Annotated in this window: 11 protein-coding genes, 1 tRNA gene and 2 pseudogenes; 5 read left to right on the top strand and 9 right to left on the bottom strand. The window is 68.0% G+C overall.

Features of this window, described 5'->3' with window-relative positions:
• Nucleotides 1-223: pseudogene (locus MJ797_RS22045) on the top strand (recombinase family protein); the annotation flags it as partial.
• Here MJ797_RS22045 and MJ797_RS22040 read toward each other — a convergent pair.
• A tRNA-Leu gene (locus tag MJ797_RS22040) sits at nt 189-272 on the bottom strand. The pseudogene MJ797_RS22045 and the gene MJ797_RS22040 overlap by 35 nt on opposite strands.
• A gap of 522 nt (nt 273-794) precedes the next feature.
• The gene (locus MJ797_RS22035) at nt 795-1154 is read right to left on the bottom strand and encodes a group 1 truncated hemoglobin (protein ID WP_239340541.1); all 360 of its coding nucleotides are present in this window, start codon (nt 1152-1154) and stop codon (nt 795-797) included.
• A gap of 353 nt (nt 1155-1507) precedes the next feature.
• Between MJ797_RS22035 and MJ797_RS22030 the strand changes: the two genes are divergently transcribed.
• The 4 genes from MJ797_RS22030 to MJ797_RS22015 all read left to right on the top strand — a co-directional run bounded on the left by MJ797_RS22030 (nt 1508) and on the right by MJ797_RS22015 (nt 8021).
• Entirely contained in the window at nt 1508-2995 is a 1488-nt protein-coding gene (locus MJ797_RS22030) for an IS66 family transposase (RefSeq protein WP_239340539.1), read from the top strand.
• A gap of 708 nt (nt 2996-3703) precedes the next feature.
• Entirely contained in the window at nt 3704-5749 is a 2046-nt protein-coding gene (locus MJ797_RS22025) for an ABC transporter ATP-binding protein (protein ID WP_239340527.1), read from the top strand.
• Between the two features lie 150 nt (nt 5750-5899).
• Nucleotides 5900-7408, top strand: coding sequence for an MFS transporter (locus tag MJ797_RS22020; protein ID WP_239340525.1), 1509 nt, complete (start codon nt 5900-5902; stop codon nt 7406-7408).
• Between the two features lie 142 nt (nt 7409-7550).
• Nucleotides 7551-8021: a helix-turn-helix domain-containing protein gene (locus tag MJ797_RS22015; protein ID WP_239340523.1), complete on the top strand. Its 471-nt coding sequence runs from the start codon at nt 7551-7553 to the stop codon at nt 8019-8021.
• A 38-nt stretch (nt 8022-8059) separates the two neighbouring features.
• On the opposite strand, the gene MJ797_RS22010 is transcribed toward MJ797_RS22015, so the two are convergent.
• The 7 genes and pseudogenes from MJ797_RS22010 to MJ797_RS21980 form a co-directional block, all read right to left on the bottom strand.
• On the bottom strand, nt 8060-8248 hold the full coding sequence (locus tag MJ797_RS22010) for a rubredoxin (protein WP_239340520.1): 189 nt from the start codon (nt 8246-8248) through the stop codon (nt 8060-8062).
• On the bottom strand, nt 8245-9135 hold the full coding sequence (locus MJ797_RS22005) for an alpha/beta fold hydrolase (RefSeq protein ID WP_239340512.1): 891 nt from the start codon (nt 9133-9135) through the stop codon (nt 8245-8247). Before MJ797_RS22005 ends, MJ797_RS22010 begins: the two co-directional genes overlap by 4 nt.
• Nucleotides 9132-10250 carry a fatty acid desaturase gene (locus MJ797_RS22000; protein ID WP_239340510.1) on the bottom strand — a complete coding sequence of 373 codons (1119 nt, stop codon included), beginning with the start codon at nt 10248-10250 and terminating at the stop codon, nt 9132-9134. The genes MJ797_RS22005 and MJ797_RS22000 overlap by 4 nt, the downstream gene beginning before the upstream one ends.
• Before the next feature lie 45 nt (nt 10251-10295).
• Nucleotides 10296-10589: an acyl carrier protein gene (locus MJ797_RS21995; RefSeq protein WP_239340500.1), complete on the bottom strand. Its 294-nt coding sequence runs from the start codon at nt 10587-10589 to the stop codon at nt 10296-10298.
• Nucleotides 10576-11574 (bottom strand): acyl-CoA desaturase, encoded by a 999-nt coding sequence (locus MJ797_RS21990; RefSeq protein ID WP_239340498.1) that lies wholly within the window; start codon nt 11572-11574, stop codon nt 10576-10578. Before MJ797_RS21990 ends, MJ797_RS21995 begins: the two co-directional genes overlap by 14 nt.
• Nucleotides 11575-11592: 18 nt before the next feature.
• A complete protein-coding gene (locus MJ797_RS21985) occupies nt 11593-12444 on the bottom strand; it encodes an acyl-CoA desaturase (RefSeq protein WP_374582767.1) in 852 nt (283 codons plus the stop codon).
• Nucleotides 12445-12572: 128 nt separating this feature from the next.
• Nucleotides 12573-13083, bottom strand: a pseudogene (locus tag MJ797_RS21980) (AMP-dependent synthetase); the annotation flags it as partial.

Raw genomic sequence — 13083 nt, 5'->3', positions numbered from 1 at the left:
ACTCACCCGGCAGAAAATCACAGAGCTAGTCAACGGTCTCGGTGGGCTGCTCGCGGCCCTGCACGACGCGGACCCGATCGACAAGGCCGAGGTCTACCGGCAGCTCGGCCTGCGGCTGACGTACGACCACAAGACAGAGACCATCTTGGCTGAAGTAACACCAAGATCATCCGTGGACCTAGTGTACGTGTCCGAGGGGGGACTTGAACCCCCACGCCCTTAGAGGGCACTAGCACCTCAAGCTAGCGCGTCTGCCATTCCGCCACCCGGACGTGCATGCCCTGCCGGACCTGCAACGAAACAGACTCTACACGGCCCGCACCGTTGCTGACGCAAGGGCCCCGTCAGGCCGACAGGCGATAAATGATCTTGAATCTCTTCGGAGTCGCGCCGGTCGGCACCTGACCTTGAGCCCTCCCCGGCGGATGGGGGTGCGACTGGCATCCCCTGGCCCGTTTACCACGATCACCGCCGGCATCCAGAACCGTTACCATTTAGTGATCAACAACAGAGGGTGCGGCACCGCGGGGTTGGGGCATCGCGGGGCTGGGGCACGCGCCTCACGTCATCACTCCCCATCCATCGCCGGCGCGTGCCGGGTACCCCGGCTCGTCGGTCGACGCCCCGCAGCAGGGCGTATCCCCGCGCCGCCTCGCGATGCACGCACCCCAGCCCCGCTCCTTGATCCATGCTCCTATTGTCAGGCGCTCTTATTCCGCAATGAGCCGCACGGCACAGGCTGCGCTGACAACGCCCGCCATATCACTCCGGCGGTGTCATTTATGACATGAGTTCTACGATGATACCGAGACAATCTCGGAACGCAGCGGGGCAAGGGCAGCTCCGATCTGGCTGGTGGTTTCCGCCGGGACGCCGAGGCTTTTCAATGCCGCAACCAGATGATCCACTACCGCGTCGAAATGTGCGTTGGTAGCGCCGAACACGGCGTGTACCGTAGCCATGTCCCGCCCCTGGTAGATCTCGGGACCACCGATCGCCGCGGCGATGAACGCCCGCTGATGCGCCTTGACGCGAGTCAGGTCCCGATTGGCAAAGAAGGGGGCAAGACTGGGATCGGCCATCACCCGGACGTAGAACTCGTCGACCGTGGCCTGCACGGCCGTTGCGCCGCCGATAGCGTCGTAGATACTCACCAGAGGTCTCGCTTTCGCAGGAGGGGCCAACCGGAGGCCATCGACCATGTTTGTTGCCCGAGGTTGCACTGGTACACAGCCAACAGGTTCACTGAACCGCGGACACAATTTCTTTAAAAGAGGAAAATGTCCGCGCGGCAGAGCCAGATGGCAGCCGACCGCAGGCCGTTCGGCTCCTTCTGTTCCGCGCCGGAAGAAGCTTCACCTGCTGGAAGAGGGTAGGGAGCAGCGTAAACATTCAGGTGCCTTGTAGATCTTGTTGTGTGTAGGCGACGTCCAGACACGTCTGGATGTTGTGTGAAACAGCGGGTGCCGGTGCGTGCGTCCTGGTCCGGGTGTGGTGACCTGGGTGGGTGGCCGGGGTCGAGGAGTTGTCGCGCGAGGAGCTCGTCTCGCTACTGGTGGCCCAGGCCGGCACGATCGCCGCGCAGAAGGAGACGATCGCCTCCCAGGCCGAGATCGTCGAGGAGTTGCGTCGCCGGGTCGCGGAGTTGGAGCGGCGGCTGTCGCGGAACAGCGGGAATTCGTCGGTGCCGCCGTCGGCCGACGACGCCCTGCCGGGGCGCACGGGGCCGGCGCGGCGGGCGGCGGGGGCGGAGAAAGGCAAGCGGGGTAAGCGTAAAGGCGCCGATGGGTCGTCGCTGGCCTGGTCCGAGGACCCCGACGAGACGGTGTCGCACTACCCGCTCGGGGCGTGCGGGTGCGGAGCGGACCTGGGTGGTGCGGCGGAGGTGGGTCTGGCCCGGTCGCACCAGGTCCACGAGGTGCCGCTGGTCACCGTCAGGGTCGTCCAGCATGACCTGTACCGGGTGCGGTGCGGCTGCGGGCGTGAGCACGTCGCCGGGCAGCCCGGCGGGGTGGCCCGCGCGCCGGCCAGCTACGGGCCGAACCTGTTGGCGCTGGTGGTGTACCTGCTGGTCTTCCAGCACGTGCCGGTCGAACGCGCCGCGCTGCTGGTCCGGGACGTGACCGGCGCGGCGCCATCGACGGGGTTCGTGCACGGTGTGCTGGCGCGGGCCGCAGCCGCGGTCGCGGGCACGGTGGAGAGAATCAAGGAGCTGGTGGTCGGGTCGCCGGTGGTCGGGTTCGACGAGACCACCCTGCGGTGTGGGCCGGCGGGGACGAAGAAGTACGTGCTGTCGGCGTCCACCGACCTGTATGTGGTGTTCGGCCTGGGCGGGCGGGATCTGGCCAGTTTCACGGCGTTCGGGGTGCTCGGTGGCTTCGTTGGGACCGCCGTGCACGACCGGTACAACCTGTATGACCACGCCGATTTCGCGCAGGTCGGCGGCCACCAGCTGTGTGTGGCCCATATTCTTCGGGATCTGGAGGATGTGGCCGAGGTCTACCCGGACAGCCACTGGCCCGGCCAGGCGCAGCGGGCGCTGCGAGGGTTGGTCCGGGCTTGGCACACGGCCCGCGACGCCGGCCGGGCGCGGGTGCCGGCCGAGGCGGCTGGTCCGCTGACGGCTGAGTTCCGCGGCGCGGTCCGGGTCGGCTTGTCCGAGGTTCCCCCTGCTGAGGGCCCGGCCGCCACGACCAAGCAGCCGCCCGGCCGCAGCCTGCTGGAATGCCTGCGGGACAGGGAAGACGATGTCCTGCGGTTCTGCTCGGACACCCGAGTCTGGCCGACGAACAACATCAGTGAACGCGACCTGCGGCCCCAGAAAACCCAGCAGAAGGTTTCCGGCCGGTTGACCTCGGAGGACGTCACCCGCCACCGCCTCGACCTCCGTACCTACGTCGCGACCGCCCGCAAACACGGGATGAACGTCATGGCCGTACTCCGCGACGCGATGGCCGGCACCCCCTGGACACCACCCGCCGCGGCCTCACCCTGACGTCCCTGCGGCACCCGACCACCGCGCCGTAGCCGACGCGGCGTATACGCATGCCTTGATCACGAAACCACGTGAATGTTTACGGAGCAGCAGTGCCCGTGCCGGGTCGAGGCCCGCCAGGTCGGCGCACAACCAGTCAGCTCACAACCGATCGGCGCACGACGGAGTGGCTGACAGGCCAGTCCCCGCGAAGAGCCCCGCATCGGACGGCTCCGCCGCGGTCCAGCGAATCTCGAAGTAATTCTCGAAGTAATCGAGATAGCAGCTGGGGCTGGATAACCGCATGCGAACGACAGCGACATTCGAGTATCCTGGGCCGAGCCTGTATGACGATGGCTGGGCTGCCGCTGTCCGGCACACCCATCCACCGCGAGGTAACCAACGCCGTCGCGGCGTCGCGGGGCTGGGGCACGCACCTCGCATCGTTGTCGTCAGTCGCCACCCAACATCTCCGGTGGCTGCCGCCTCCGCCTTGCGATGCACGCACCCCAGCCTCATTCCTTGATCCACGCCCCTATTGCCAGGCACGCTTAACTCTTTTGGCGAGATCCGTAGGGCACAGGCTATGGAGCCGCCGCGGCGGTCGTGCACGACCGCCGCGGCGGCCCGGCTTGTTCGGGCACAAGACCACGGCGCGAGACCACGGATGACAAAGATCGATCTTTTGAAGGCGGGACGCGTGCCCTCGCTGTCATCGAGGCTGGAACTGTGGATCGAGACCTTGCCGACAGCAGTCCTGTTCTGACCCAGCGAGACACTCCACCGTCCCTGGAAGAGCCCGCGTCCGCGCGTACGCCCACCCCGCCGAATGCCCCAGCCACGGAACCTGCCGGCAGCCCGCCGCTGGCACGTGACCCCGTCCTGACCTATGGCCGGGAGGACGAAGCCACCTCCCGGCCGTGGTCGAAGCACGACCGGACGCTGGCACAGACCGGTTTTCTCATCATGGCCAAGCGGCTGCCAGGGCTGTTCCGACTCGCCTGGTCGCTGGCCTGGGAGTCCGACCGGGCCGGCTTGATCACCATGGTCACCCTGCGGGTGCTGTCCGGGATCGTGGAGGCTGGTGGGCTGCTTGCGGTGGCCGGCGCGCTCGGCGCGTTGCTCAGGGAGGGGCCGACCCCACGGCGGCTGATGGCGGCGTTGCCCGCGCTCGCGCTCGTCGTCGGCGCTGGGATTGTCCGGACCGGACTGTCGATGGTCAACAATTTCCTACGGACCCGCTTCGGTCCCCGAGTCGACCGTGTCTCGCTCGTCCGGCTGCTCGAGCTGGCCACCCGTACCTCCGTGATGGCCTTTGACGACCCCGGGTTCGTCGACGATCTCGACGCCGCTGAGCGGGGTGCCGCGAGCGGGCGTCAACTTGTCGACAACGCGGTCGACGTGCTTACCTCGGGGGTGCAGATCGCTGCCGCCGGCAGTGTCCTCGGCGTGCTGCACCCCGTCCTGTTACCGCTGCTGGTGATCTCGATCGTGCCGGACGGCTGGGCGTCGGTACGTTCCGCCAGGCTCGCGCACGCGTCCTGGCTGGGTCGCATCCGCCAGGTCAGGCGCCAGTACATGTTGCGATACCACATGACGGAACGCGACTGCGCCGCGGAGATCCGCTCGTTCGGTCTCGGCCGGTTCCTGCTCGACGAGTACACCGCCCTGGCCCGCGAGCACGAGGCCGAGCAGGTGCGCGTCGGCCGCGGGCAGGCGGTGTACCGGCTGACCGGCGAGGCCGTGTCAGGGCTCGCGCTGAGCGCCGTCTACGGGACGCTGATCGTGCTGCTCAACACGGGCATCATGCCGCTCGCCGTCGGGGGCACGGCGGTGCTGGCGATCCGTAACGGCCGAGGCGCCCTGTCCTCGGCTTTGAACAGCCTCAACAGCGCCTATGAGAACTTCCTCTACTTCGGCGAGTACCGGAGCTGGATCGCGGAGGCGACCCGCCGGATGCCCCGGCCCCGGGCACACCTGGCGCCGGCCAACCCAACGGTGATCAAAGCTGACAACGTCACCTACGCATACCCCCGTACCGACACCCCGGCGCTGCGCGGGGTCACGGTCGAGCTGCACAAGGGCGAGGTCGTCGCATTCGTAGGCGCCAACGGCAGCGGCAAATCCACGCTCGCGAAGATCCTCGCAGGCCTGTACGAGCCGGACTCCGGCACAGTGAGCTGGGATGACACCGTTCTCGCCGAGGTCGACCCGGACAGCGTCCGGTCGAATATCGGTTTGATCCCGCAAAGCTACACACAGTGGCCGATGTCGGCCCGGCTCAACATAGCCGTCGGCCGGATCGGCCGACTGGCCACGGACGGGCCGGACAGCGTCATCCCCCCCGCGGAGGCGACCGGCGCGGCCGAGGTGATCGGTAAGTTACCATATGGTTACGATACGTCCCTGGCGCGCCAGTACAACGCCGGGCACGACCTGTCCGGCGGCCAGTGGCAGCGGATCGCCTGCGCGCGGGCGGTCTATCGGGATGCGCCGTTCCTCATTGCGGACGAGCCCTCCGCGGCCCTCGACGCCCGCGCCGAGCAGGCTTTGTTCAACCTGATTCGCGAGCTGGCGCGGGAGCGGACGGTTCTGCTGATCACCCACCGGCTCGCCAGCGTCCGCACCGCCGATCGCATCTACGTCCTCGACGACGGCCTGGTGGTCGATGAGGGTACGCACGCCGGGCTGATGACCCGGCCCGGCATTTACCGCGAGCTGTTCACTCTCCAGGCCAACCAGTTCCTCGACGCGGAGGCGTCCAGGCATAGATGATCATGAATGTTGACGGTGAGCGACCGTTTTTTGTTTTTCTGGCCCCGTACGTCGGGGCCGAGCCTTCCCGGGGTCGCTTCTCACGCTGACCGCCGGTACCGTACCCTCCAACACATCAGTTGTGTTTGCCAACTCACCTGTGAGGGATCCGTGAGCGTTCAGGACAACGAGGCTGCCGACGCATCCCCACCGGTCCCCGTAGCGCTCGCCGCCATCCCCGGTACGTCCCCCGGTACGTCTCCCAGCGACGCGGGTACCGCAGCCGCGGGCCGCTCGGTGGCCCACGTGCGCCTCGGCCCGGTCTTCGCCGTCGTCGCCGCGGGCGTGGCCATGTCCAACCTCGACCTGTTCATCGTCAACGTGGCGCTGCCGCGGATCGGCACACACTTCGGCGGATCGTCCCTGGCTTCGTTGTCCTGGGTGCTCAACGCCTACGCGGTGCTCTTTGCCGCGCTGCTGGTACCGGCAGGCAGCCTGGCGGACCGCACCAGCCCGCGGCGGGCCTACCTGTGGGGTATCGGCGTCTTCACCGTAGCCTCGGCGCTGTGCGCGCTGGCGCCGAGCGTCTGGGCGCTGGTCGCCGCTCGGGCCGTCCAGGCCGCGGGCGCGGCCATGCTCATCCCCGCTTCGCTGGGGCTCCTGCTCGCGGCCGCCCCGCCGCAGCGGCGGGGCTCCGCGGTCCGGGCCTGGACGGCCATCAGCGGCCTGGCCGCCGCGGTCGGCCCGGTCGTCGGTGGCCTGCTGACCGAACTGGACTGGCGGTGGGTCTTCCTGGTCAACCTTCCCTTCGGCCTCGCCGTCCTTCTCCTCGGTCCGGGGATCCTGCCGCGTACCCCCGCGCGGCTGAACGCCGCCCGCCCCGACCTGCCCGGTGCGGGTGTTTTCATCGTGGCGATCGCCGTGCTGACCCTTTGCCTGGTCCGCGGCCAGGACTGGGGCTGGGCCTCGGGAAGGACGCTCGTCTCGCTGGTGACTGGGGTGGTTCTCCTCGTCGTGTTCGTGTACCGCTCGGCACGTCACCCGGCGCCGATACTGCCGCTGCCGCTGCTGCGGGTGCCCGTGTTCAGGGGCGCGGCCCTGGCCGCCCTCCTGTTCTCCGTCGCGTTCGCGGCGATGCTGTTGTCCATCATCCTGTGGTGCCAGCAGGTCTGGACCTGGTCGGCACTGCGTACCGGCCTCGCGATCGCGCCGGGACCGCTCATGGTGCCGGCACTGGCCGTCGGCGCCGGACCGCTGGCCCGGCGGATCGGTGCGGGCTTTGTCGCCGCAGCCGGTTGTGTTCTCTTCGGCTGCGGGATTGCCTGGTGGGCGCTGCTGCTCGAGCCTGACCCCACCTATCTGCGGGGGATGCTGCCGGGCATGCTGCTCACCGGTGTCGGGGTGGGCCTGACCCTGCCCACCCTGATCAGCGCGGCCGTCACCGCGCTGCCGCCACAGAGCTTCTCCACCGGTTCGGCGGTGGTCACCATGGCCCGCCAGCTCGGCACCGTGCTCGGTGTCGCGATGCTCGTCGCGGCACTCGCCCCGGCCAGGGGCGAGGGTGTCGCGGTCGCCGTACACGCCTACGACAGCGGCTGGCTGCTCACCTTGGCCACGATCGCCGCCGGTGCGGCCGCGTGCCTGCTTCTCCCCCGCGGGCACTCCCCGGCCGGATCATAACGAATGATAATGGTTTATAACCGTATATAACAGGAAAGGCCGACATCCGGATGGCGGTGGCCCGTCGGCCGGCAGGGCGCCCGCCCCGTCGCGTCGCGGGCATGACGGGAACAGCCCTGTCGATGGCCCGTACAATAGATCCATGCCGAAAGGGCCGGATCCGCGTGAATGTTCCATCGCCGACACTCTGCACCTGGTTGGCGAACGTTGGACATTGCTGGCCATCCGAGAGCTCATGCTCGGTGTGCGCAGGTTTGACGGTATTGTGCGCAGTACCGGGGCGCCGCGCGACATCCTGACCGTACGGCTGCGGAAGCTGGAGGCCGCCGGCATTGTCCGGCGGGAACAATACAGCGATCATCCGCCACGTTATGAATACCATCTGACGCCCGCCGGGAAAAACCTCACCGACGTGCTGCTCAGCCTGATGAAGTGGGGCGACCAGCACCTGAACGCAGGTGACCCGCCGGTGCGCTGGCGGCACACCTGCGGTGAGGTCCTGGACCCGGTGCTGGTGTGCCGGCACTGCGGGGAGCCCGCCGGGTCAGGTCTGCATTCGCCAACCGGTCGCGGCGCGCTCGTCTCCCAAACCGAGCCGGTGGCGACGTCCTGACCCGGCCCTGGCAACGGCAGGTTCCGCATACAGCAGAGTCACAGTGGGGCCATGACAAAGTCGTTCTTGCCGACCCCGCAGTTGGGGCAGGTCCAGGAGTCGGGGATGTCCCCCCAGGCCGTGCCCGGCGCGATGCCCTCGTCGGGCAGCCCCAGGTCCTCGTAGTAGATCCAGCCGCAGACCAGGCACATCCACGCCTTGCCCCTGACCATGGTTTCCGGCTTCATCTGACCGACACCTCACTCTCTGGAACGTGCTCGGGCGGGACGCGCTCGGGCAGAACGTGCTCGGCCACAAAGGCCGAGACGGCGGCCGTCACCCGGGCCGCCATGAGAATGCCGAGGTGGCCGTGGCCCGGGGCCACCGCCAGACGTACGGTACGCAGGCCCGCGGCGATGGCTTCGGCGTCGGAGAACGGGACCACCGGGTCGCCAGGGTCGTGGATCACCAGCTTCGGGCAGGCCAGCGTCCGCCCCAGCCCCACCACGTCCCAGTGACTGACCGGCACCCCGTTACGCCGATGCAACTCAGCGTAGATACGCTCGACGACCGGCCGGGACATGTCCGGCCGACCAGCCGACCACCGTTCGAGGACACCCGCCAGCGAGGCGGCCGGGGCGACGAAGGCGAGGCAGTCGACGGGCATCGCCGGACGTGGCGCCAGCGCGCCGACCGCGGCGATCGAGCCCAGTGAATGTGCGATGACCGCCCGCACCCCGCCGAGGGTGTCCAGCACCGTCCCGGTTGCCCGGGTGAACTCGGTCATCGTCGCCTGTGAGCCGGCGGAGACGCCGTGCCCCGGGGCGTCAAACGCCGCCACCCGGAAACCCAGCTGCCGCAGCGGTCTGATCAGCCCGTGCATGCTGCTGCTGTCGGCCCCCCAGCCATGGACGAGCAGGACAGTCGGGCCCTGGTCCCCCCACAGATAGCCGCCGCGCACCCGGGGCTCACCGTCCACCCGGAAGCCGCGAGCACCCAGCGGCGATACGTCGTCGGGGTACACCCCGAGCGGGCGGGTGTCGCTGAAGGTGTCGGCGGCCAGCCGCCCGGCTCGAACGGGTGCTACCGACCGCAACACGCTGTAGCCGAGGCGGCGGATCGCGACCGGTGTCACGAGCCCGCCCCGACAATCTGCGGAAGCTCCTTGACCGTCCGCCGCTCCTGGGGCGGGACATGCGCTCGGGAGAAGTCCATGTAAAAGCCGGACGCCGTGTCGTAGAAGTGGCAGCGACGCAGGATGTGCCACAGGTGCCGTATCTTCACCTCACGTTCCCGGATCATGCCCGGGTAGGCGCGCTTCAAAGCGGCCTGTGCCTGGGTGAGGTTATAGAACGGGACAACCGGGGCCACATGGTGCGCGGTGTGGATCGAAATGTTGTGGGTCAGGAAAAGTAGCCATCGTGGGTAGGCGTAGTCCGTCGTGAGCAGCAGCCGGCTGGCATTGCGGGTCCAGTGCTCGGACGTCAGGTAGGGCACGTCACGGGAGCTGTGATGCATCAGCGTGGTGGCGCTGAACCAGGCGTGCGTGGCAAGCCACGGGCCGACGAAGTACAGCAGGAAGCCGGTCGCCCCGGTGTAGTAGACGAGCACCGGGAAGTAGCCGGCACAGACCGCCGCGACGAACAGGATCGAGCGCCGGACGTCGCGGCGCATCTCCTTCTTCGGAAAGAAGCTCGGCCGGAACCCGGACACCCGCCAGTAGTTGATGGTGCCGCCCCAGAACGCCCAGGTGCGGGTGCCATGATAGATCATTTTCTCCCAGCGCGGCATCCGGTCGTACAGCGCGGCCGGGATGGGCCGCCAGTCGGTGTCCAGCTCCAGGTTGTTGGTGTGGGTGTGGTGCATGTTGTGCGCGTGCCGCCAGGCGTGGAAAGGATAGATCAGCGGCAGCAGCGACACATGCCCGATGGCAATGTTGAACCAGCGGGACCGGGAGAAGGAGTTGTGCCCGCAGTCATGGGCGATGCAGTGCAGGCCCCACCCGCCCAGCCCGGCCACCATCAGCAGCGGCAGGTACAGCGGCCAGTACGGGGCGAAGCTCATGCTCACGATCGCGCCGATATAAAGGGTCCAGCTCACGGCGAAGCCCAATAACCCGCGGGCAACCCGTGGTTCGATCAGGGATTTCGGGATCGCCGCGGCGAGCCGCTCGTTCCTGATCCGCTCCGACTTCTGGAGAAAGTCCTCGAAGTATGCGTCCGGGGCCGAGGGGAAGCGGTATGTCGGCATGGTGTCCAGTCCAGTCCTGTCAGTTGCTGGTCCCTCGCCGACCACTTAGTGGTCGGCGAGGCGTAGCTCCGTGGCCAGATAACCGCTCAGGTCGTCGATGGTCGGGTGCTCATAGAGCAGGCCGGGCGACAGCCGCCTTTCGACGATCTTTTCCAGTGAACCGGAGACCTGAACGGCGACCCGTGAGTCGAGCCCGTAGGCTTCGAACGGCTTGCGGGTGTCAATCTGGTCGGCTGGCGTGTCGATCCGCCGTGCGAGCTCCCCGATCAGCCACTGCCGGATCGACTCCTCGGTCAGTGGGCCGGTGGGTACCGAGCTGGTTTTCCTACGTCCGAACACGGATCTTCATGCTCCTGTCCAATTCGTGTTGTGTCGCGCGGCGCAGGACGGCTGCCTGCCGTTTCGCCACGATGGTCGCTCTGTCCGGAGACCGCAGGTCCCAGACGACGCCGACGCTGCCGAGCAGGGCCAGCGTCCAGCCGCTCAGATCTGGCTCCCAGGCGCGGACGCCATGCCGATAGGAGCCCGGGAACGCGTGATGGTTGTTCTGCAGCCCCTCTCCGAAGGTGACGAGGGCCACCGGCCAGTTGTTGGCGCTGCGGTCACCGTTGTCGAATGGCCGGCCGCCGATCATGTGGGAAATCGATCCGACGCACCAGGCAGCCTGGTTCGCCACGAACATCCGGGCAAGGCCACCGAAGACGAGGCCGGTGAGCGCCGACATGGCGGTCCGGCCGGCGGCGAACCCGATGAGTGCCGGCAGGAGCAGGCCGGCCAGCATCCAGAGCTGGTAGGTCCGGTGGTAGAAGAACAGCCGGCGGTCGCGCATGATATCGGGCGCCCACAGGCTCCAGCTGGAGCTCTCGTCGCTGAGCATCCACGGCATGTGCGCGTGCCAGAGTCCACGCAGCTTGTTGCGGACACCTTCGCCATGCAGGTTCGGGGTATGCGGATCGCCCGGTCCGTCGCTGAACCGGTGATGCCGGCGATGGGTGGTGACCCAGTACATGATCGGCCCCTGCCCGCCCATCGAACCACTGATCAGCAGGATCGCCTCGAAGAACCGCGATGTTTTGAACGTCTTGTGGGCGAGATAGCGATGAAAACCGATGGTAATGCCACCCATATGCACGAAGTACAACGCAGCGAACAGCACCAGATCGATCGTCGCGTACATTCCGCTGGCCAGCAGGTAGATCGCGGCGACACAACCGAGTCCAGGCAGCGCCATCATGGTGAACGCGGTCACCCGTTTGATGCGCCGGCTGGCCGGGTCGAGCTTCACGATGCCCGCGGCGAGCGGTTCGGCCGTAGCCGAGGACATGGCAGTCCCCCTAGATATCTACTCGGAATCTCCGCCCGGACCGGATTTCTTCGGATACCGCACGTCCCGGGCAAGACCCGTGACATCGAGCAGCTGGATGAACAGCCCGGCGATGTCGAGCTGCCAGCGGGTGTGCCGGGTCTGGGCCAGGGCCGGCTGGGCATGGTGGTTGTTGTGCCAGGAGCCACCGACGGAGAAAGGAGAGAGCAGCGAGATGTTGCGGCTGTTGTCCCGAGTCGGATTAGGTCGACGGCCCAGCGTGTGGCCGAGGGAGTTGACTCCCCAGGTCACCTGGTCAAGCAGGAAGATCCGGGCGAGCCCGCCCCACAGGAGCCCCCCGACGGCGCCGCGTGGGCCGTCGACAAGGCCCCCGATCAGTGCCGGCAGCGCAAGGCCGAGAACGATCCAACCGAAATAGTACCGGTTCAGTCTCATGACGAGCCGGTCCCGCAGCAGGTCCGGCACGTTCCTGCTCCAGTTGGCCCGGCGGATCGTGAACAGCCAGCCGACATGGCCGTGCCACAGGCCGCGCAGCCGGGCGAGGCGACCGTCGCCGATCGGGCGGGGGGAATGCGGGTCGCCGTCCCGGTCGGTGAACGCGTGATGGATCCGGTGGGTGGCGACCCAGAACAGGATCGGTCCCTGCGCCGCCATGCTGCCCGCGACCCCCAGGAAGCTGGTCAGCGCCGGCCCCGCGCTGAAGGCGCGGTGGGAGAAGAAACGGTGCAGGCCGCTCTCCACCCCCAACGCCGTCACCAGGTACATGCCGGCGAGCAGTCCGAGGTCGGTCCAGGTGAACCCGTACCGGATGGCGAAGACGATCGCCGCGACCACGCCGAGGGCCGGTAGCCCGACGGTGACGTAGGCCATCCTGCGTGCGAGGGCGTCGGTGTCCGGATCGGTACCGGCTGATCCGGGAGCGATGATCCGCGCCCCGGCAGCCCCGGCAGCCCCGGCGGGCAGCGGCCGGACGGCCGGCGCGGTGTCGGCGCAGGAGGTCATGCCGGGCATCCCGTCACAGCCGGGATGGACTCGCGGCCTGGTCCGTGGCCGGCCGTGGCCGTGGACAGCAGTCCCTGGCGGTACGCCGACCGGGTGGCGTCGCGCCGGATCTTCCCGCTGGTGGTGACGGGAATGACACCGACCGGGCCGAGCTGGACGTCGGCAGGCCGGACGCCGTGGTCGGCCGTCACGGCCGCTACCACCGTGTCGCGGATCTCCGCAGCCAGCGCGGCAGCCTGTCGCGCTGTCCCCCGGATCTCGGCGACGATAACGAGCCGTTCGGTTCCGGTATCACCGTCATCGTCCACGGAGAAGGCCGCAGCACGCCGCAGTGCGGGGTGTGCCCCACGCACAGAGCTTTCGATGTCCTGGGGATAGAGGTTACGTCCGGCGATGACGATCACATCCTTGATTCGGCCGGTGATGAACAGTTCGCCGTCGAGCAGGAATCCGAGGTCACCGGTACGCAGGTAGCGGCGCTCGGAGGTATCAGCCGGAGCCGCGGGG

The organism is Protofrankia sp. CiP3 (assembly GCF_917627345.1).
Taxonomy (GTDB): domain Bacteria; phylum Actinomycetota; class Actinomycetes; order Frankiales; family Frankiaceae; genus Protofrankia.
The sequence above is the reverse complement of the archived record's forward strand: the minus strand, read 5'-3'. Positions and strand labels throughout refer to the sequence as shown.